We start from the raw sequence: 19,893 nt of genomic DNA on the forward strand, positions 1-19,893 counted from the left end.
CGACAAACGCGACAACGCCCGTTTTGTGCCCTGTTTATCATTCTTCCAAAATTCTTCGGAGGTACCTTGAGCCCGGCTACAACCCGCCAGCTTTCTCGGGAGGACTTTTCTCGCTTGCTGCAATACGCTTCTCAACAGGATGATTTTGTTCATGTTGGGACTGTGGGCGAAGGCGCCGGACGTGGCACCTGGCGCGGGTTTTCGTGCTATGCGGCAGAAACCCGTGGGTTGCATTCAGGAGATACTGACAATGACGGGCTTGTACGGTTGGCAGGGGAGATGGAATCGGCAGCCAACAGATACGCGGGATACTCGGCTGGCATAAAGTGCCTGGTCGGTGGCTGGATTGGGTTTCTGAGTTACGAGCTCGGCTATATCCGCGAACCGCGTCTTGCGCCCATCTGCCCCACTCTACCTGTGCCGTTGCTTTCCGCGGGCCTGTACCTCTGGATGGCCAGCCACAACCGGCACACTGGTGACTATTTCCTCTGGATTCACCCGGAATGCCCGGAGAATCTGGTTGGGCAGATAAGCCGATGGCTTTCCGAACCCGCAGGCGGTGAGCCATGCAGCTGGAAGATCATCGAACCTTTCAAGCCCCGGCAGTCTCCTGAATCCTTCAAAGCCGGGGTTCAGGCTGTCCGGGACTACATCCAGGCTGGTGACTGCTATCAGGCCAATATGTCCCAGGAGTTTGTCGGAAAATTCAGCGGCGATCCCTGGTGTGCATTTCAGGCATTGGCGGAGGCCAACCCCACGCCCTACAGCGCTTTTATCCGGGCTGGTGAGTATTCGGTCCTTTCCATCTCTCCGGAGCGATTTCTCGAGATTGAAGGGCGAACGGTAAAGACAAGTCCTATCAAGGGTACCCGGCCACGCGGGAAAACTCCGGAAGAGGATGCGGCGCTTGCGACCGAGCTTCAGGCTTCCGAGAAAGATCGGGCCGAGAACCTGATGATTGTGGACTTGTTGCGCAATGATCTGAGTCTGAATGCGGCCACCGGGTCCGTTTCGGTGGACCAGCTTTTTGCGCTGGAGTCCTATCGGAATGTGCATCACCTGGTCAGCCATATTCGTGCGGAGCTGGCTGAGGGGGTTTCGCCGCTGAAGGCGTTTTTTGATGCGTTTCCCGGGGGCTCCATTACCGGTGCGCCGAAGATCCGGGCGATGGAGATTATCCGGGAGCTGGAGCCGCATTGGCGTGGGCCTTACTGTGGCTCGGTGTTTTATTACGGGCTGGATGGCCGGCTGGATAGCAATATTGCGATTCGCACCCTGCTCTGTGATGGCGGGGGGACCATTCGGTGCTGGGGTGGTGGGGGTATTGTGGCGGATTCGGATCCTGAGGCGGAATATCAGGAGACGTTGGCTAAGGTTGGGTCTTTGATGGGTTTTTTGGAGGAGTTGGAGATTGGACCAGGGGGGAAGGGTTAGAGGTGAAGGTGGGGTCAGATGAAGGCTTTCATCTGACCCCGGAGATCTGGCCTCATCCTGAAAATGGGGTCAGAAGAAAGCGTTCTTCAGACCCCGGCTTCTGCGCCAATCAGCAGTCGTGGACGGTGCTGGCTTTGAGGAATTCCTGCTTGAGCTCGTCGAAGTTGTGGACGGCCGGGAAGTGGGGGAATTCGTCGATAACGTTCTGCGGGGCGTGGATGAGGATGCCCTGCTCTGCCTGGCCCAGCATGGTGGTGTCGTTGTAGGAGTCACCGGCAGCGATGACGCGGTAGTTCAGCAGCTGGAAGGCGCGGACTGACTGACGCTTCGGGTCGCGCTGGCGCAGGAGGTAGTTGGTGATCTGGCCATTCTCGGCCACTTCGAGTTTGTGGCACAGGAGTGTCGGGTAGCCCAGTTTTTTCATCAGGGGCATGGCGAACTCGTAGAAGGTGTCTGACAGAATCACCACCTGGAAGCGCTCGCGCAGCCAGTCGAGGAATTCCCGGGCGCCGGGCAGCGGGTCCAGCTCTCCGATCACTTCCTGGATCTGCGGCAGGCCATAGCCGTGCTGGTCAAGAATGCGCAGGCGCTGCTTCATCAGCACGTCGTAATCGGGAATGTCACGGGTGGTGGCCTTGAGTTCTTCAATGCCGGTTTTCTCGGCGAATGCGATCCAGATTTCCGGGATCAGTACTCCCTCAAGGTCAAGACATGCGAGTTCCACAATGGTCTCCTGATTACGTGGTTCGGTGGCTGAGCTGCCGCTCGTGATTGATCAGGAGCGTATGATAAGGAAATCCGGTGCGGAATGCATCGTGATTCTGGCTTTCGAAACCAGGGCAATAAGGTATAAATATATAGATTGTCATTCCTTCCGGCTATGAAGGATTTAATGTTAGCCTGCCTGAACATTGATTAAAGGTATGTTTTCTCCATGACCGATATCGACACCCTTCGCACGGAACTCGAGGGCCAAAGCCCCAGGGCCATCCTCAAGGCCGCACTCCAGCGTTACGGCAACATTGCTATCTCGTTCAGCGGTGCCGAGGATGTGGTCCTGATTGAAATGGCCCACAAGCTTACCGACAACCTGCAGGTGTTCACCCTGGATACCGGCCGGCTGCATCCGGAAACCTATGAGTTTGTGGAGAAGGTTCGCAAGCATTACGGCATCGAGATTGAGGTGCTGTTCCCCGACGCAGCGGAAGTGCAGGATCTGGTCAATCGCAAGGGCTTGTTCAGTTTTTACGAGGACGGACATTCCGAGTGCTGCGGCATCCGCAAGGTCCATCCGCTGAAACGCAAACTGGCGACGGTGGATGCCTGGATTACCGGTCAGCGAAAGGACCAGAGCCCAGGTACCCGAAACGATGTGCCGGTCGTGCAGGAAGACACGGCGTTCTCAACGGAAGACAAGGCCCTGGTGAAGTTCAATCCCCTGGCCAACTGGACATCCAAGGAGGTCTGGGACTACATCCGGATGTCAGAGGCGCCCTACAACGAATTGCATGAGAAAGGCTTTGTCAGTATCGGCTGCCAGCCGTGCACCCGGCCGGTGCTGCCGGGTCAGCATGAGCGGGAAGGCCGCTGGTGGTGGGAAGAGGCCACGAAAAAGGAATGTGGCCTGCACGCCGGGAACCTGATCGCCAAAGACTGACCGGGCCCACCGATCCTTTCGGACTGCCCACTTAATAGGTGGGCAGTTCCACGTCCTTGAACAATTCCTCGATCTCCGACCGACTGCCCTGATGGGCCACTGCCGCATCGATCCTCTCCTTGGTGAGGTGCGGCGCAAACCTGTGCATGAAGTCATACATATAACCACGCAGGAAGGTGCCCTTGCGGAAGCCGAGCCGGGTGACACTGGGCCGGAACAGTTTGCGGGCATCCAGTGCGACCAGGTCGGTATCGGTCTTCGGATCAAAGGCCATGCTGGCGATAATGCCAACGCCCAGCCCCAGGCGCACATAGGTCTTGATGACGTCCGCATCGGCGGCGGTGAACACCACCTTGGGTGTCAGACCCTGTGACTGGAAGGCCTCGTCCAGCTTGGAGCGACCGGTGAAACCGAACACGTAGGTCACCAGCGGGAACTCTGCCAGCTCCGGCAAGGTCAGCTCCGGCTTCTGGGCCAACGGGTGATCCTTGGGCACGATGACGCTGCGGTTCCATTTGTAGCAGGGCATCATGATCAGGTCATTGAACAGTTCCATGGCCTCGGTGGCAATCGCAAAATCCACTGCGCCGTTCGCCGCCATCTCGGAAATCTGCATCGGGGTGCCCTGGTGCATATGCAGCGACACATCCGGGTACTCTTCGATGAAACCACTGATAATCGGCGGCAAGGCATAGCGGGCCTGAGTGTGAGTGGTGGCAATGCTCAGGTCACCCTTACGCTGGTTACTGAATTCCTGGGCGATTTTCTTGATGCCTTCCACCCGTCGCAGGATCTCGCCCGCCTCGCGGATTATGATCTCGCCGCCCGGAGTGATACGGGTAAGATGCTTACCGCTGCGGGCAAACACCTCCAGGCCGAGTTCGTCTTCCAGCAGACGGATCTGCTTCGAGATCCCGGGCTGCGAGGTGAACAGACTTTGAGCGGTCGCGGACACGTTCAGATCGTGATGCGCGACTTCCCAGATATAGCGCAATTGTTGTAATTTCATCGATTGCTGCACTCCCGCATAAAAACTTTAACTTTCATTCTTTTTTATTATAGATAAAACCTTTTCCAAAGTTTAGACCAAAATTGAATTTACGCATCATCTAACCGCAATCTGAGTCATTAGAAACCTTGACTTGTCTGACGCAAAGCACACAATCCGCTTTACGTCTTTAAATTCCGGCATTCAGGGAACCAATGCTGCTTACCACGAAATTCCTACGGCCCAGTTCCGATCCGAGAGCGGTTCCCCGCGATCGGCTGCGCGCCTTGCTGGATCCTGCAGGGCCGAAACGCCTCGATCTGGTCATTGCTCCGGCCGGATTTGGCAAAACCACCCTGGTCAGCCAGTGGTGTGCCCGCACCTCCTCTCCCACCGCCTGGCTTTCCCTGGACGAGCACGATGACCAGCCCCGACGATTCTGGCAGTACGTGATCGGCGCTTTCGAATATGCGGGTCTGCCGGGCATGGCCCAGTGCCACAAACTGCTGGCGCAGGAAGACGACGGAGATCCCACCGCCGGCATCACGGCACTGATCAACGAGCTGGCTCGGGACGGCGGTGCCTGGGCCCTGGTCCTGGATGACTACCACTTTATCCAGGATGACACCATCCACCGCCAGCTGGCCTGGTTTATTGATTACCTTCCGCCCGGCGTGCTGGTTTGCCTGGCTTCACGTACTGAGCCACCGCTCCCGCTTGCGCGCTGGCGGGTTCGCCGCTGGGTAGAGGATATCCATCCCGGATTGCTCGCGTTCTCCGAGGAGGAGTGCCGGCAATTTTTCCGGGACACCATGGGGCTGAAGATCACCGACGAAGATGCCCGCGCGATTTGCCGCAAAACCGAGGGCTGGGTTGCCGCCATGCAGTTGTCCGCACTTTCCGGTGACAGCAGTATTTCCGGGGGACTGGCAAAGCCTGCCGGAAACCTCGAGGTGGACGAGCGCCATATCAGCGATTACGTGCTGACCGAGGTGCTCGAAAAACAGCCCTCCCACCTGGCTGACTTCCTCCTGGAAACCGCCTGTTGCCCCCGCCTGAATGCCTCCCTGTGCAACAGCATCCGGGGACGGGACGACAGCCAGGAAATTCTGGAAGAACTTCTCCGGCAAAACCTGTTCCTGATTCCGCTGGACAATCACAACGGGTGGTTCCGTTACCATGATCTGTTCCGGGATGCCCTTTCCAGGCGGATGCAACACACGCAGCCGGAACCGGCCGAAATGCTCTGGCGCAAAACCGTCCACTGGCTACTGAGTCACGGCCACGTACAGGAAGCCATTGCCCAGATTGTGCGACACCAGGACTGGCCCTGGCTGGCCCGGGTGCTATCCGAGCATGGCAACAACCTGATCCACGGTGGCTTTCACCTGCCGGTACTGGACTGGCTTGCAGCGCTACCAGATCACCTGATGAGCGAAAGCCCGCAATTACAGATGCTGAAGATCTGGGGTTTGTTCTTTGCCAATCGTGTCGACAGCCTGGAACCCCTGCTCGTTGCCCTTGAGGATCTTCTTGATCGGCGAGTAGCCGATTCCCACCCGGATGCCGAGGGTGCGCTCGGATTGCACAGCGAGATTTCCCTGATCCGTTCCTACCTTGCCCGCTCCCGGAGCGACGACAAGGCGGCCAGCGACCTCACCCGTCGCGTGCTGGAGGAAATCGACCACACCCGGATCCCCCTGAAATCCGTTACCTACTACGGAATTGGCCTGGACTGTTTCGGACGCGGTGAATTGCCCGAGGCCGAGGACGCCCTGCGCTCCGCCATCCATTATGGGCAGGTAGAGCGCAAACCCAGCACCGTACTTTCCAGTGGTGGACTGCTGGCCTGGATTCAGTACAACCGGGGCGATATCGACCTGGCCCTGGAAACCTGCACCGAAATTCGCCGATGGGTGGACAGGCATTACGCCGATCCGAGCCAGCCACGGCTGATTTCGTGTTGGCAGAACAGTGCCCTGACCGAGATCTACCGGGAATGTAACGAGCCGGAGCTGGCCCGGAGCCACCTTGCGCCTCTTCTCGAGCATGTCAGTAACGGCACAGAACCCGGGCAGCATGTGGTGATTCAGTACGTGCGCGGGCATCTGGCCTTCAGTGAAGGCCGGTTCCGGGATGCCATCGAAGCCCTTGAAGATGCCTGGCAAACCAGCAGGAAACGACGGGACCACATTGTCTTTGAACCTCCGGCCAGCGCCGCCCTGCTCGCGCGCTGTTTCCTGGCAGAGAGCCACCTCGAAAAGGCCGCGGGCATAATGTCGGCCATGGAGGATGAAGAGGCCACCAATCCCCTGAACCGGGAGCAGTTGCTCATCAGCAAGGCGCGGGTATTGAATGCCCGGGGCACGCCGGAGGAGGCACTGGATTGCCTGGCGGGCCTGCGGGAATCAGCTTCACGCCATGCCCACAATCGCCATCTGGTTGAGATCCTGCTGGTTTCGGCGGAAGCGCAGGACCTTCTCGGACACGCAGAAGAAGCCAACACTCTGTTGAGCGAGGCGCTCGAGCTTGCCTCCGGCTCCGGCTTTGTCCGGCTCTTTGGCGAGGAAAGCCCGCGGATTCGGGAAATGTTGCTCGATCTGCCCGCGCTCCGGACACCGGGTAGCTGGAACCGGCGAGTCCTGGGTATGCTCCGGGAACTGGAGAGCACCCGGATTGCAGATATACAGCAGGCGACAAAACCATCCGGCGGCCACCCATCCTCTTTGGCGGAAGATCACGGGGGCCTCGTGGAGCCGCTGAGCCAACGGGAAATGGAAGTTCTGGCGCTGATCAACCAGGGCCTGGCCAATAAGGACATCGCCAACAAGATGGAGGTGGCGCCGGCAACGGTCAAGGCCCATATCCGCAACCTCTATGGCAAGCTTGCCGTGGGGCGCCGGACCGAGGCCCTGGCCAGGGCCCGGGAGCTGGGGTTGCTGGAATCCTGAGCGGGCGTCAGACTAAAACCGTGACGGCCCTCACATTTCACAGAACCTTTCCGCAGCGACTACGCCCTTTGGACGATCCGTCTACGCCCTCTACTCCCCTATTATTCTCCCGACGGTGAGGCAAAGCCCCACCCAGGAATTCTGAAACTTCAGGCCTTCAGACTTCTCTTGTACCGCGTTGTTTCGACGCCCGGGTTCGAAAAGAACCCCTTCGCCAAGAGCCGCCCAATGGGACGGCTCTTTTTTTATCAGTGCTCAATGATCCTGCGGAACGGCGGCAGGGCATCCAGCAACAGCTGGCCATAGCGGCGGGCAATGATGCGTCGGTCCAGGATGGTTACCCGGCCGGTGTCCTGCTCGGTGCGCAATAGTCGACCAACTGCCTGCACCAGTTTCACCGAGGCATCCGGAACGGTGATTTCCATGAACGGATTGCCACCGCGCTGGGTTACCCATTCCGCGAGACTGGCTTCGATGGGGTCGTCCGGGACCGAGAATGGTAACCGGGTGATCACCACGTGGTGCAGATACTTGCCCGGTAAATCAATGCCCTCGGCAAAGCTGGCTACCCCGAACAATACACTCGGCCGTCCCTCATCCACCCGGCTGCAATGCTGTCGCAGCACTTCGCCTTTGGCCATGTCGTCCTGGGTCAGGATCAGATCCGGATATTCCGGGGCCAGGGCATCACGAACCTGCTGCATCTGCCGTCGGGAAGTGAACAACACCAGGGTGGCCTTTTCTCCGGCCCAAAGGTCCGGCAGTCGCTCGACCAGGGCATCGGTAAAGGCATCCTCGTTGGGCATGGCTTTCATGGCAGGCACCTCCACGGTTGCCATTTCGCCATAACGGAAGGAGCTGGGCACCACCAGGTATTTGGTCGCCTCCGGCAACCCCGCCCGGGATCTCAGGCGGTCAAACCGGCCCAGTGCGGTCAGCGTCGCACTGGTCAGCACCGCGCCGTAGGCCCGTGACCAGAGCCGGGCATACAGCAGGTTATCCGCCAGCACCGGCGAGCTGTAGAGAGTGATATCTTCGGCGTGATCCCAGCGCTGCCGCACCGCCCAGCGGGCCGATGGCGGGCTCTTGGATTTTGGGGCGGGTGAGCCCTGCTCTTCATCACCCTGTTTTTCCTGGCTGCCGGCACCGGCCTGGTCACACCACGCCGCCCAGAGCCTCAGTTGTTCTTCGGAGCGGCTGTGGAAGGAGCCGATCACCGGATACCACGCCTCGGCGGTATCCCGGTCGATGTCGTGTTCCTTGCGGTCGTCAAAGGCCGCCTGGAGTTCATCGGCCAGGGCGCCAAGATGGCGGACCAGGCCAGCCGTGGCGATGCGGGCCTCACCGGCAAGCTCGGCCAGTTTCTCCGGCAACTCGCCTTCCGGATAACGCCACTGGGCGGTCCTGCGCTCCTCATTGAACTCCCAACCGGTGTTCTGTTCCGCTTCCTCATAGACCCGCGTAAGCATCTGGTCCACATCACGGGCCGCCGTGCTGATCTTGTCCAGGGTCTTGACCGCCTGGGTACCGGGCGCAAGGAACGGCTGCATCTTCACCAGCGCCTGGGACAATTGTTTGAGCCACTGTCGGGTGGCGTTCAGGGGTACCGAGGCGGCGAAATGGTTCAGGGCCTTGTCAGGCAGGTGGTGGGCCTCGTCAAAAATGAACAGGGCGTTTTCCGGCTCAGGCAGGATGGCACCGCCTCCCAGCGCCAGGTCGGCAAGCACAAGGTCATGGTTGGCGACGACGATATCGGCGTCGTCCAGGTCCTTGCGGGCATCAAAAAAGGCGCAGCTGTCAAAATAGCTGCAATGGCGGTTGGTGCACTGCCGGTGGTCGGTGGTGACCTGACGCCAGACGTCATCGGGAATCTGCTCCGGCCAGTGGTCCCGGTCTCCATCCCACTTCCTCGATCCGTAGCTGGCCAGCATTTCCTCGAAGAACGCACGGGAGCCCGGCTCGTCCCCGGATGGGCTGTCCAGCAGGAACAGGGGCATGGTGTCACTGTCACCGTTGCCCTCATCGTGGAGCCTTGCCTCCAGGCGGGACATGCACAGGTAGCGGCCCCGGCCCTTGGCCAGTGTCCACGAGAAATCCATCTTGCTGTGCTTCTTCAGGTCCGGCAGATCCTTGAGGACGATCTGGTCCTGCAACGCCACCGTGGCCGTGGAAATCACCAGGGTCTTGCCCAGGGCCTTGGCGACCGGAATCGCGGCGATCAGGTAGGCCAGGGTCTTGCCGGTACCGGTTCCTGCTTCCACCACACAAGTGGCGGGCGGCGAGGTGCGCTGGCCATCGTTTTCGGTGATCTCACCCATATAGCGGGCAATCTCGGCGATCATCAGCCGCTGGCCATAGCGGGCCCGGATGTCCTTGCCGGCCAGAACGTCCCGGTAACCTTGCTGGATCTGTTGCTTGATCTCTTCCGTCAGTGCCATCAGCGCGGGCTCACCCAGTCGCGGACCGTGCCGACCCTGAACGATTGCCCCTTCCTGCTGAGCACCACACCGTCTTCGGTGATGCGCTCCACCGTCAACCCGGAGAAGGTATCTCCGGCGCGCAGGTAGTTGTCGTTGATCATCACCCGGCTTGAAGACGGGTCGGATGAGTAGAGATGGCTGTTAAAGGTCAAATCGGGAATGCTCTTCTGGAATGACAGGGGTAACTCGACAAGATGCGGTACCCTGCCTGAGCTTTCGACTTCAGGCAACACCGGATTGCCATCGTTGGCAGCCACTGAAGGCACAATGATCGTCGGCTTCTCCGAAACCTGCGGTTCCGGGCCAGCCCGGGGCTCCGGTTCTTCCGCCTCACCGGTTTCGGCCACCCAGTCATCCGCCGTTGCCTGGCCAACGGGTTCCGGAACGTCAGCAGGCGCTTCCTGGCGGGTTTCCATGGCGACGTCCTTTCTGGCAATCGCCGGCGCCTGTTGCTGTGAGGGAGTCGCGATCAAGCCCTGGTCCGGCCAGAACACCACCGCCAGAACTGCCGCATTCACCAGTAATGCCAGAGCAATCCAGACCGCAGCCGAACTGCTCCGCTTCTTTTTGGGCCGGTGAATCAACTGAACCTGCTGGCCGAGGTCCGGAACCTTGCCCTGCCGCCGTTCGGTTTCGGATTTCCGGAGCGCATCTAGGATATAGGACACGGCTTACCCCTTACTGCTCGAAATACGGGGCACCAGGCGCGGGCCCGGGGCATCCAGATCGTTATTGATCTGGATAACCGTCATGGCGCCGGCGATGCCGTCCACCGTCAAACCCCTGATTTCCTGGTACCAACGGACCTGTTGCTCTGCCGACATCCGCTTTACACGGCCATTTTCGGTAGCAGAATCCGTATACCGGTCGGCCAGCTCCATCATCCTGGCGCCGATCCACAACTGCTGGCCACTTCCGGAGGCATAGAAATCGTCACCGGTCATGTATTCGGGCAAGCGCCACAGCACCCGGTACTCTCCGAACCAGTATTGCTCCAGGCTGGCAAAGGACATTTCCCGGGATTGCCCCCCGGGGAGCATGACTTCCGCGAGGTCTCCATTGAGGGACTTGAGCACGGCATAGCCGGTATCACCGGCCTGGTTCCGAAGCTGGAGCATGGCCGGTCGGTTGAGGAATTCGAGGCTCCGACGTGTTCCCTGTCGTTCCAGGCATCCCAGGCCTACAGTGCGGGCATAATCACAGGCAATGGGATGATCCCCGGGGCGATAGCTCTTTTGCCACAGGCCGAAAAGTAAACGGAAAGCGCCCGTCGCATCGACCCTGTCTTCGGAGAACTGGAAAGCGGCCAGCGGCTCCCGGACAGACTCCGTGCCCGGGGTTCCCTCAGTGGCAACTTCAGCGGTGGCTTCGTCGGCCGCTCCCTGTGATTCGGCTTCCCGGTCAACTGCACCCGCCTGTCCAGTTTCGGTCTCGGCGGCCAACTCGACAGTGTCGGCCAGTGGCCAACGCTCAACCAGCCAGACCGTCCCCATGATCGCCAAAAGAATGGAGGCCGCCAGCATCAGGTACTGCGAACCGCGGCCGGAGCCGCTATTGGCGGTGACAGGGGCCGAATTGCCACCCCGAACTTCCTTCGCCGCCTGTTTGATATGACCGGTGGTAATTTCGTGTTCGCCTTCGGCGTAGGCACCCAGCAGTGCCCGGTCGCTGATCAGGTTGATCAGGCGGGGAATGCCCTGGCTCTCCTTGTAAAGCCGGTTGATGGCGCCCTGGGAGAAGATATCCCCGCGCATCCCGGCCACTCCGAGGCGGTATTTCAGGTAAGCCGGCAGCTCGTTCCGGTTGATGGCATCCAGGTGGTAGCGGGCCGTGACTCTCTGGTTGAGCTGGCGCAGTTCGGGCAGGGACAGGATCTGCTGCAGCTCCGGCTGCCCGAGCAGGACTATCTGCAATAGCTTTTTCTCGGCGGTCTCAAGGTTGGTCAGCAACCGCAGCTGTTCCAGCACATCGGCGGACAGGTTCTGGGCCTCGTCAATCAGCAATACCTTGTGACGACCGGCGGCGTGGGCATCGAGCAGATCCCGGTTGATCAGGTCCACCAGCTGCTTGATGGTGGCGCCAGGCTCGTGGGCAATCCGCAACTCGTCGCAGATCGCGGATAGCAGTTCCTGGGCAGACAGCCGGGGATTGAGGATCAGGGCAATGTCGACGTTGTCCGGGGCATTCTCGATAAAGCAGCGGCTCACCGTTGTCTTGCCGGTCCCTACCTCCCCGGTAATCACGATGAAGCCACCCTGCCCCTTCACCCCATACATCAGGTGAGCCAGCGCCTCCTTGTGGCGCTCACTCAGGTACAGATAGCGGGGGTCTGGCGCGATGGAGAACGGCGGTTCCCGGAACCCGAAGAAATCGTAGTACATGGACGTCCAGTCAGATGCTCAGGCACCGGGCAAGAGATTCACCTGCCCGGCTTGTTATGGCGGTATGATAGCGCCCGTTTCAACGGTGTGTCATCTCAGGATGCATTGGAATCCGAATTGCTTATCAGCCGGAGTTCAGCGGTTCGTCGATTCTGCTGTTTAAGGCGCCTTACGCAGCGCTCCAGGGTCTTGGAAATCCGGGCATGGGAACGGATCATCGAGATTTTCGGCCAGGTGGCACGTTCGCCCGCCAGGATCATCTCCCGGACATAGGCCGGATCGGGATTGGCCAGCATCCGGCTGAAATCCCGCACAGAGTAGGACGGTGCGATGGTGACATCCCCGGAATAGCGCTGGGCCATGATGGTGTACAGCTGCCCCGACAACTGTCGCAGCAGTTCAGGCCGCATACGTTTGCGCAGGTAATCGAACACGCCCTGACCGTGGAACTGGATCTCGGACTTGAACAGGTGCGCCGGAAGCCTGGCCAGGGAGAGTTTTTCATCCTCGCCCCGGCCGCTCAGAAACGGCACTACGTGCGGGTTGGTCTGGCTGACAATGGTGAAGTTCACATCGTACAGGTGCATCAGGCGCTCAATAGGCAGATCGCTGACCACGGACCCATCCACAAACTGCACTTTCGGCATGTAGGGCAGCGCATTGCCGTGCAGGTCCTTCTTCATCAGGGTGACCGGCGGGAAGATCCCGGGTACCGCAGCGCTGGCCAATGCCGCACTCCAGACCAGTAGATAGGGCGAGGTGTATCCGCACAGGAGCCTGGCCTTCTGGTGAACCTGGACGGGTGACACACTGACATTGATCGACCGGCCGGTGCGCTGATAGGCCTCTTCGAAGGTGTACTCTCCAACATTGTCGCGCAGGCAGGTACGGAGCTGCTCCTGATCCATGAGGCCGTCACCACGCATGGCACTGAGCAGGCCGCGCCATTTCCAGGCCTTGAGGTTGTGGTTCTCAGGAACCAGCATTTCCGGGATTTCGGCGTCGGTGTGAACACCCAGAATGGCCGCGATAATGGCACCGCTGCTGGAACCAGCCACTACCTGGGGCAACAATCCTTTTTCCCAGAGCGCCTTGATCACCCCGAAATGGAACATACCCAGAGTGGCACCGCCACTGAGCAACAGCGTGGGCCGGCCATAACTGGTCAGGGTATCGCGGAAGAACTGGAGTTTGTCTGCCACAGGGAATCCCGGTACCGGGTTGTCGCAGAGAAAATCGAGGGATTCACAGACCTGGGTGATGTATTCCTCGATCAGGTGTTTGGTACCGACCCTCGATCGCGTATAGAGGGCGGGATTGCCCATGTTGCCGAGGTCGTGGTGCAGACCCTCGCGAAGCGCACGCTTGAGCCGCTCGAAGTCATTCTGCTGTCGGTACTGCTTGAGATTGCTCAGACGATCGTAGATGAGCTCGTAGTGGTAGAGGTCAGAGACAAACTCTTCCTTCCACTCGGCATTGCCTTCCAGAAAATCCAGCTCCAGGGCTGCGGCTTTCCAGACTTCGTAATTCGGCGCCTGCGCCAGCATCTTCCGGTATTTCGCAATCCTCGCATCCTTGATCACCCTGGCCTCCTCACGTGTTGCGCCGGTCAGAAACCCTCAAGCATCAGGTCTTCGTCATCGTCACTGGCAAATGGATCTTCTGTCACCTTACCATCATTGATCAGGTATTCGCGGCGTTGCAGGAAAGCATTGCGCACAAAGATGTAACTGTCGCCGGAGATAAACCCTTCAGCCGGAATCAGATCGGCCCGCTTGTCCACGATCTGCAATGCCCGGGCGTAGTAGACCTCTGGACTTTCTGCAGCATCCCACAGTGACGGAAAAACAAATCCATCAGTGGCCAGGCCGCCAAAGTGCCGGGGAGTCGACGGGCCCAGGAACGGAAGCATCAGGTACGGTCCGGAGCCGGCCCCCCAGTACCCCAGGGTCTGGCCAAAATCTTCCGGCCGCTCCGGCAGATCAAATGCTGTTGCCACATCGAACAGGCCGCCCAGCCCGAATACCGTGTTATAGGTAAATCGCCCGGCAGCAACGACGGCGGACTCGCCCTTCAGCTGCAGCAGACTGTTGATGAAGTTCCTGACTTCCTGCAGGTTATTGAAGAAGTTGGTGACACCCCGATCCACCGGGGTCGGCGTAACTGTCCTATAGGCCTGCGCCACCGGCTTCAGGACCCAGCGATCGATGGTTTCGTTAAAGGTGAAGACGCTACGATTCCAGGATTCGTAAGGATCTTTCGGATCAACCGGCGTGGAACCTTCCGGCGCGGGCTCCTGCATCGCCTGGGCCTGTACCTGACCGGCCAGCAGCATGGCCAGAATCAGCGTGACCAGGGGAAAGCGCCCGGAAAAAAATTGTCTCATCATACATTCTCGGGTTGTGAATCATGTTTCGCTTCGTCGAAAATACCGGCGCTATCCGCTTGTCATTATATTTTTTTCTTCCGGAGGAGTCCGATGTCAGTACCGGGTAATCTTGTCAGCACCCTGGAAACGCCCCTGCGCTGGGGCGACATGGATGCATACGGCCACGCCAACAATACAGTTTATTTCCGCTTCTTCGAGGAGGCCCGGATTACCTGGTTCTCGTCCCTGAATGTCGGAGGCCCGGAAGAGCCCACCGGACCCGTCATTATAAAGACCAGCGCTACATTTCTGAAGGAATTGACCCATCCTGCCTCGGTAATAGTGGAAACCTACGCCGACAGGGCCGGAAACACCAGCCTGGACACTTACTATTTGTTAAAAGATGCAAAAACCGGAGAGGTCTATTCGGAGGGCTACGCAAAAGTGGTCTGGTTTGACCGGACCGCCCGAACCTCAACGACGCTGCCAGAAACCCTGAGGCAACTGGCAGCCCGTTAAGGTTTCAGATCAACGGCGGCGAACCACAACGCTGCCGATGGAATAACCGGCACCGAAGGAGCAGATCACCCCGAGGTCGCCGGATTCCAGGTCGCCCTTGTACTTGTGGAAGGCAATGATCGAGCCGGCGGAACTGGTATTGGCGTATTCATCCAGGATCACCGGCGCTTCCTCTTCGGTCGCGTCCCTGCCCAGGACCTTCCGGGCAATCAGCTGATTCATATTCAGGTTGGCCTGGTGCAGCCACATCCGGCGCAGGTTCTCCGGTGACAGGTCCAGCGCTTGCAGGTGGCTCTGAATTGTCTGGGCCACCATCGGCGATACTTCCTTGAACACCTTGCGACCTTCCTGGACAAAGAGCTTGTCCGCCTTGCCGATGCCTGATTCATCCGCACGGTTCAGGAAACCGAAGTTGTTGCGGATGTTATTGGAGAACTTGGTCTTCAGGCTGGTACCGAGGATCTCGAACCCCTGCCCCTCTTTGGTGTTTTCCTCCCGCTCCACCAGGATGGCGGTGCAGGCGTCACCAAAGATGAAATGGCTGTCCCGATCCCGGAAGTTCAGGTGGCCGGAGCAGATTTCGGGGCTGACCACCAGCACAGAGCGGGCCGCGCCGTTTTCCACGGAATTGACCGCAGCCTGCAGGCCAAAGGTAGCGGAACTACAAGCCACGTTCATGTCGTAGGCGAAGCCGTCGATGCCCAGGGCTTCCTGCACTTCGATGGAGATCGCCGGGTAGGCGCGCTGCATGTTCGAGCAGGCGACGATGACCGCATCCACATCCGCCGGGGTTTTACCGGCCTGTTCCAGTGCCTCGTTGCAGGCGGCCACCGCCATGTCACACTGAACCGAGTGCTCGTCGTTGCTGCGCTCCGGGATGTAGGGCGTCATCCGACGCGGGTCGAGAATCCCTTCCTTGTCGATCACATGCCGGCGCTTGATACCGGACGCCTTCTCAATGAACGCGGACGAAGAGTGCTGAAGCGGGGCAATGTTACCGCGCTCGATCTCCTCGGCATGTTCGTCGTTATAAAGGTCAACGAACTGGTTGAACGCTTCAACCAGCTCATCGTTATCAATTGTTGCAGGCGGTGTGTACAGACCAGTTCCGCTAATGACGGCTTTAATCACGCTAACCCCACGTCAAGACAGTGAAAACTTGATGACAGAATGATGCACTGTCGGAAATACTAACACAGTCATCCCGAATTTCCCGTTAGGCTTCGTTACCAGCCTCAGACCCGTGTTTTTTCCCACTGTTTGTCGAGGCGTTTTACCGAAACCGTCATCGCAGTACCCAATTGCTGGGCGAAAAACGACACCCGGAACTCCTCAAGCATCCACCGGTACAACACCAGCTCCGGATCCCGGATGCCCTGGCGCTGCTGCTCATCGCGTTTGGCGGCATAGCGGGCCCACAAGGGTTCGATGGTGTGGAGGAACTCCCGCTCCCTGCCCATTTCCCGGGGCATCTTCTCGAGCCGGACCAGACAGGCCTCAAAGTACACGCCAAATCGCGCCAACCATTCCGGCGGGGTTGCCACCAGGAAGCCGGGGTACACGAGGTTCTCCAGCTGGAATTTCAGGTCTGCCATGCTGTTGGCCAGCGCGAGGTTGATTTTGCCCTTCAGCTGCCTGGCGACCTTCTGGTAACCGCTCATGGCTTCGTACAGCCGCTGATCTGCTTCCTCCAGGGCGGGGATAAAGTCTCCACGCCGGGCATCGAATATACGGTCGAAGTCGGCCTGCGACCGGGGTAACCCGTTGGCCAGAAAATGCTGGATCACGGCGGACAGCAGCAGGTCATCCAGTAACACCCGGGCTTGTCCGACCGGGGCGAACATCAGGGCAGATTGTTTGAATCGGGGTAGTTTCCGCTCCAGGTCGTTCAGGGTACTGCCGAAACGGTTTACAATGAGCCGTGCAACACCTTTCCTGGTCGTGTCGTCCGCTGTCAGCCGGTCCAGGCAGCGTATCTGCCGGACGGTCCTGCCCAGATCCTCCAACGCGGGGTACACCGTCACCTGCATACCGCCTTTCTCGGTCTGGACCTGGCGCGGCAATTCGCCAAACTGCCAGTCGGTGTATTCGCCCGAGGGTTGGTCCTGCTTGCTGTCCCGGCTGACCGAGGCCAGTGCTTCTTCCGCCTTGCCTTCCAACTGGGACTGAAGTTCACCGGTTTTGCGGCTCTCGGCCAGCACCTTGCCCTTGTCGCCCATGACCCGCAGATTCATTCGCAGGTGCCGGGGCAGCTCCGTCTCGGACCAGGCTTCCGGATCAATACGCACTCCGGTCATGCGGCGCAGTTCGTCCCCCAGCTGCTGGGTGAGCGGTGCATTGGAAGGCTGCATGTTGGCCAGGGCGGCATCGACAAAATCCGGTACCGGCACGAAATTGCGGCGCAGGGCCTTGGGCAGCCCCTTCACCAGGGCAATGCACTTTTCCCGGAGCAGACCCGGCACCAGCCACTCCAGACGCCGGGACGGAATCTGCTTCAGTGCCATCAGGGGCACCTGCATGGTGACACCATCCCGCTCGCTGGTCGGCTCGAATTCATAGCTGAGCGGGTATTTGACGCCCTCCCACTCCAGATAATCCGGGTAAAGCTCGGCCGCGCCGGCATCCAGGGGGCGCTGCAGAACGTCCTCCTCGGTGAGCTCCAGATTCCTGAGCTCCTCTGCGGAGAGATTTTTCCACCAGGATTCGAAATGGCGGCCGCTGACGATATCCCCGGGTAGCCGCTCGTCATAGAACGCGAACAGTACCTCGTCATCCACCAGCAGGTCCCGACGTCGGGTTTTCTTCTCCAGGTTCTCGACGGTATCGAGCATCTCCCGGTTGCGGGCGATAAACGGAGCTTTTGAACGGTAATCCCCTTCCACCAGGGCGCGGCGGATAAACAGGTTGCGGCTTTCGACCGGGTCCACTTTGGCGTACGGAATGCGACGCCGGGGTACCACATCCAGCCCGTACAGGGTCACCTTCTCGTAGCCCATCACCTGGGCCCGTTTCTGCTCCCAGTGCGGCTCGAAATAGTTGTGCTTGACCACATGACCCGCCAGGGGCTCGATCCACTCCGGCTGGATGGCGGCCACCATGCGGGCGAAGACCCGACTGGTTTCGACGATTTCCGCCGCCACGATCCACTTGGGGGCCGACTTGGCGACCTTGGATCCCGGAAAGATCCACACTTTGCGGTTACGCGTGGCCAGATACTCTTTTTTCTCCAGTTTTACCGCCACCTGCCCCAACAGGCCAGCCAGGATGGCCTTGTGAATCGGATCGTAACTCGCTGGCTCCTTGTTGAACGCCAGCTTCTGTTCACGGCAGATCAGCGTGAGCTGGCGATGGATATCCCGCCATTCCCGCATACGCATCCAGCTCAGGAAATTCTTCTGGCACAGTTTCTTGAGCTGGTTCTGGGACAGTTCCTGCCGCTGCTCTTCGTACCAGTTCCAGATGTTGAGCAGGGTGGCAAAGTCGGATTCCTTGTCATTGAACGGCGCATGCGCCTCGTCTGCAGCCTGCTGTTTGTCCTGGGGGCGCTCCCGGGGATCCTGAATGCTGAGGCCGGCGATCACCACCAGAGTCTCTGCCAGACTGCCCTGCTCTGCCGCGGTCACCAGCATCCGCGCCAGACGGGGATCCAACGGAAGCTTGGCCATGGTGCGACCCAGCCTGGTCAGCCGGCGTTTGTCATCAACCGCACTCAGCTCCTCCAGCAGCTTGTAACCGTCGTTGATCTGCCGTTTGTCGGGGGCTTCCAGGAACGGGAAGTTGCGGATCTCCCCCAGACCGGACGTGGCCATCTGCAGGATGACGGAGGCCAGGTTGGTCCGCAGGATTTCCGGGTCTGTATACTCCGGCCGGTTGATGAAATCAGTCTCATCGTACAACCGGAAGCAGATGCCCGGCGCCACCCGGCCACAACGGCCGGCCCGCTGGTTGGCACTGGCCTGGGACACCGGTTCGATGGGCAGGCGCTGGATCTTTGAACGCACGCTGTACCGGCTGATCCGGGCCACCCCGGTATCGATGACGTAGCGGATGCCGGGCACTGTGAGCGAGGTTTCTGCGACGTTGGTGGACAGAACGATGCGCCGGCCCCGGTGGGACTGGAATACCCGGTTCTGTTCCTGGTTGCTCAGGCGGGAGTACAGTGGCAGTACCTCGGTGTGTTTAAGATCCACATGGCGGAGTACCTTGCTCAGGCTGCGGATCTCCCGCTCGCCAGGCAGGAATACCAGGACATCCCCGGGAGGCTGTTTTTCGCTGCGTTCGTGGTCCTCGATTTCCCCCAGTGCATCCAGCACACCATCGGTCCAGCTCTGGTCCCGGTCATCCTCGTCACCGGTCAGGGGCCGATAGCGGATGTCCACCGGGTAGGTGCGGCCGCTGACCTCGATTACCGGTGCCTGATCGAAAAATTCGCTGAACCGTTCCACTTCGATGGTGGCTGAGGTAATGATGATCTTGAGGTCCGGCCGTTTGGGCAGCAACTGCCTGAGGTAGCCGAGCAGAAAATCGATATTGAGGCTGCGCTCATGGGCCTCATCGATGATCAGGGTGTCATAGCGATCCAGGAAGCGGTCGTGCTGGATTTCAGCCAGCAGGATACCGTCGGTCATGACCTTGACCCGGGACTGCTCCGACGTCTGGTCCGTGAACCGGACCTGGTAACCGATCTGCTGCCCGACCTGCTCACCCAGCTCCTCGGCGATCCGGGCCGCCACGCTCCGGGCGGCAATTCGGCGGGGCTGGGTATGGCCCACCAGTCCCCGGATGCCGCGACCACTGTTCATGCAGATCTTCGGAATCTGGGTGGTTTTCCCCGAACCGGTCTCACCGGCAATGATCACCACCTGATTCTGTTCGATGGCCTCCCGGATGTCATCGACCCGATCGGACACCGGCAAGGCTTCGGGAAAGCTTGCCGGTTTATGCAGGGCCTGGCGTTGCCGGACCTTCTCCAGCCCCCGCTCCAGCCAGCCCGCCATTTTTTCCAGATCCTTCTGGCCCGGCTTGCCCTTCGTTCGGGCTACGGTCTTGACGATGCGGGCGGCCTCCTGCTGATTGCAGGCGTCCAGTTGCTCCATCATGGCCTTGACGACCGCC

At 59.6% G+C, this 19,893-nt stretch carries 13 protein-coding genes; 4 read left to right on the forward strand and 9 right to left on the reverse strand.

Annotation, left to right across the window (positions count from 1 at the left end; genetic code table 11):
• Positions 1 to 66: 66 nt before the first annotated feature.
• A complete protein-coding gene (gene pabB, locus ACQUTG_RS07905) occupies positions 67 to 1,434 on the forward strand; it encodes an aminodeoxychorismate synthase component I (RefSeq protein ID WP_428919257.1) in 1,368 nt (455 codons plus the stop codon).
• 109 nt (positions 1,435 to 1,543) lie between these two features.
• On the opposite strand, the gene thrH is transcribed toward pabB, so the two are convergent.
• Positions 1,544 to 2,158, reverse strand: a complete 615-nt coding sequence (thrH, locus tag ACQUTG_RS07910) for a bifunctional phosphoserine phosphatase/homoserine phosphotransferase ThrH (protein ID WP_428918882.1) — start codon at positions 2,156 to 2,158, stop codon at positions 1,544 to 1,546.
• A gap of 210 nt (positions 2,159 to 2,368) precedes the next feature.
• Here thrH and ACQUTG_RS07915 point away from each other — a divergent pair, with 210 nt between their 5' ends.
• Entirely contained in the window at positions 2,369 to 3,091 is a 723-nt protein-coding gene (locus ACQUTG_RS07915; RefSeq protein ID WP_428918883.1) for a phosphoadenylyl-sulfate reductase, read from the forward strand.
• Positions 3,092 to 3,122: 31 nt separating this feature from the next.
• On the opposite strand, the gene cysB is transcribed toward ACQUTG_RS07915, so the two are convergent.
• The gene (cysB, locus tag ACQUTG_RS07920) at positions 3,123 to 4,100 is read right to left on the reverse strand and encodes an HTH-type transcriptional regulator CysB (protein ID WP_091999352.1); all 978 of its coding nucleotides are present in this window, start codon (positions 4,098 to 4,100) and stop codon (positions 3,123 to 3,125) included.
• Positions 4,101 to 4,294: 194 nt separating this feature from the next.
• Between cysB and ACQUTG_RS07925 the strand changes: the two genes are divergently transcribed.
• A complete protein-coding gene (locus ACQUTG_RS07925; RefSeq protein WP_428918884.1) occupies positions 4,295 to 7,030 on the forward strand; it encodes a LuxR C-terminal-related transcriptional regulator in 2,736 nt (911 codons plus the stop codon).
• Between the two features lie 248 nt (positions 7,031 to 7,278).
• Here the strand turns inward: ACQUTG_RS07925 and dinG are convergent, their stop codons facing one another.
• The 5 genes from dinG to ACQUTG_RS07950 form a co-directional block, all read right to left on the reverse strand.
• Complete coding sequence (gene dinG, locus ACQUTG_RS07930; protein WP_428918885.1) at positions 7,279 to 9,468, reverse strand: ATP-dependent DNA helicase DinG; 2,190 nt, start codon at positions 9,466 to 9,468, stop codon at positions 7,279 to 7,281.
• Positions 9,468 to 10,178, reverse strand: a complete 711-nt coding sequence (locus ACQUTG_RS07935) for a general secretion pathway protein GspB (protein ID WP_428918886.1) — start codon at positions 10,176 to 10,178, stop codon at positions 9,468 to 9,470. The genes dinG and ACQUTG_RS07935 overlap by 1 nt, the downstream gene beginning before the upstream one ends.
• Before the next feature lie 3 nt (positions 10,179 to 10,181).
• Positions 10,182 to 11,891 carry an ExeA family protein gene (locus ACQUTG_RS07940; protein ID WP_428918887.1) on the reverse strand — a complete coding sequence of 570 codons (1,710 nt, stop codon included), beginning with the start codon at positions 11,889 to 11,891 and terminating at the stop codon, positions 10,182 to 10,184.
• A gap of 95 nt (positions 11,892 to 11,986) precedes the next feature.
• Positions 11,987 to 13,474, reverse strand: coding sequence for a DUF3336 domain-containing protein (locus ACQUTG_RS07945; RefSeq protein ID WP_428918888.1), 1,488 nt, complete (start codon positions 13,472 to 13,474; stop codon positions 11,987 to 11,989).
• Between the two features lie 26 nt (positions 13,475 to 13,500).
• Positions 13,501 to 14,277: an MlaA family lipoprotein gene (locus ACQUTG_RS07950; RefSeq protein WP_428919258.1), complete on the reverse strand. Its 777-nt coding sequence runs from the start codon at positions 14,275 to 14,277 to the stop codon at positions 13,501 to 13,503.
• A gap of 93 nt (positions 14,278 to 14,370) precedes the next feature.
• Here ACQUTG_RS07950 and ACQUTG_RS07955 point away from each other — a divergent pair, with 93 nt between their 5' ends.
• Positions 14,371 to 14,778, forward strand: a complete 408-nt coding sequence (locus tag ACQUTG_RS07955) for an acyl-CoA thioesterase (protein ID WP_428918889.1) — start codon at positions 14,371 to 14,373, stop codon at positions 14,776 to 14,778.
• A 9-nt stretch (positions 14,779 to 14,787) separates the two neighbouring features.
• Here ACQUTG_RS07955 and ACQUTG_RS07960 read toward each other — a convergent pair whose 3' ends face one another.
• The gene (locus ACQUTG_RS07960) at positions 14,788 to 15,909 is read right to left on the reverse strand and encodes a beta-ketoacyl-ACP synthase III (RefSeq protein ID WP_428918890.1); all 1,122 of its coding nucleotides are present in this window, start codon (positions 15,907 to 15,909) and stop codon (positions 14,788 to 14,790) included.
• Positions 15,910 to 16,013: 104 nt separating this feature from the next.
• A complete protein-coding gene (gene hrpA, locus ACQUTG_RS07965) occupies positions 16,014 to 19,877 on the reverse strand; it encodes an ATP-dependent RNA helicase HrpA (RefSeq protein WP_428919259.1) in 3,864 nt (1,287 codons plus the stop codon).
• Between the last annotated feature and the right edge of the window lie 16 nt (positions 19,878 to 19,893).

The organism is Marinobacter sp. DUT-1 (genome assembly GCF_050379415.1).
Classification (GTDB): domain Bacteria; phylum Pseudomonadota; class Gammaproteobacteria; order Pseudomonadales; family Oleiphilaceae; genus Marinobacter.

What these genes read in the sequence shown, in the direction of transcription:
- ACQUTG_RS07915 (WP_428918883.1), top strand. Translation starts at nt 2,369, where the DNA reads ATGACCGATATCGACACCCTTCGCACGGAACTCGAGGGCCAAAGCCCC.
- ACQUTG_RS07940 (WP_428918887.1), bottom strand. Translation starts at nt 11,891, where the DNA reads ATGTACTACGATTTCTTCGGGTTCCGGGAACCGCCGTTCTCCATCGCG.
- ACQUTG_RS07950 (WP_428919258.1), bottom strand. Translation starts at nt 14,277, where the DNA reads ATGAGACAATTTTTTTCCGGGCGCTTTCCCCTGGTCACGCTGATTCTG.
- hrpA (WP_428919259.1), bottom strand. Translation starts at nt 19,877, where the DNA reads ATGATGGAGCAACTGGACGCCTGCAATCAGCAGGAGGCCGCCCGCATC.
- dinG (WP_428918885.1), bottom strand. Translation starts at nt 9,468, where the DNA reads ATGGCACTGACGGAAGAGATCAAGCAACAGATCCAGCAAGGTTACCGG.
- ACQUTG_RS07955 (WP_428918889.1), top strand. Translation starts at nt 14,371, where the DNA reads ATGTCAGTACCGGGTAATCTTGTCAGCACCCTGGAAACGCCCCTGCGC.
- cysB (WP_091999352.1), bottom strand. Translation starts at nt 4,100, where the DNA reads ATGAAATTACAACAATTGCGCTATATCTGGGAAGTCGCGCATCACGAT.
- ACQUTG_RS07925 (WP_428918884.1), top strand. Translation starts at nt 4,295, where the DNA reads ATGCTGCTTACCACGAAATTCCTACGGCCCAGTTCCGATCCGAGAGCG.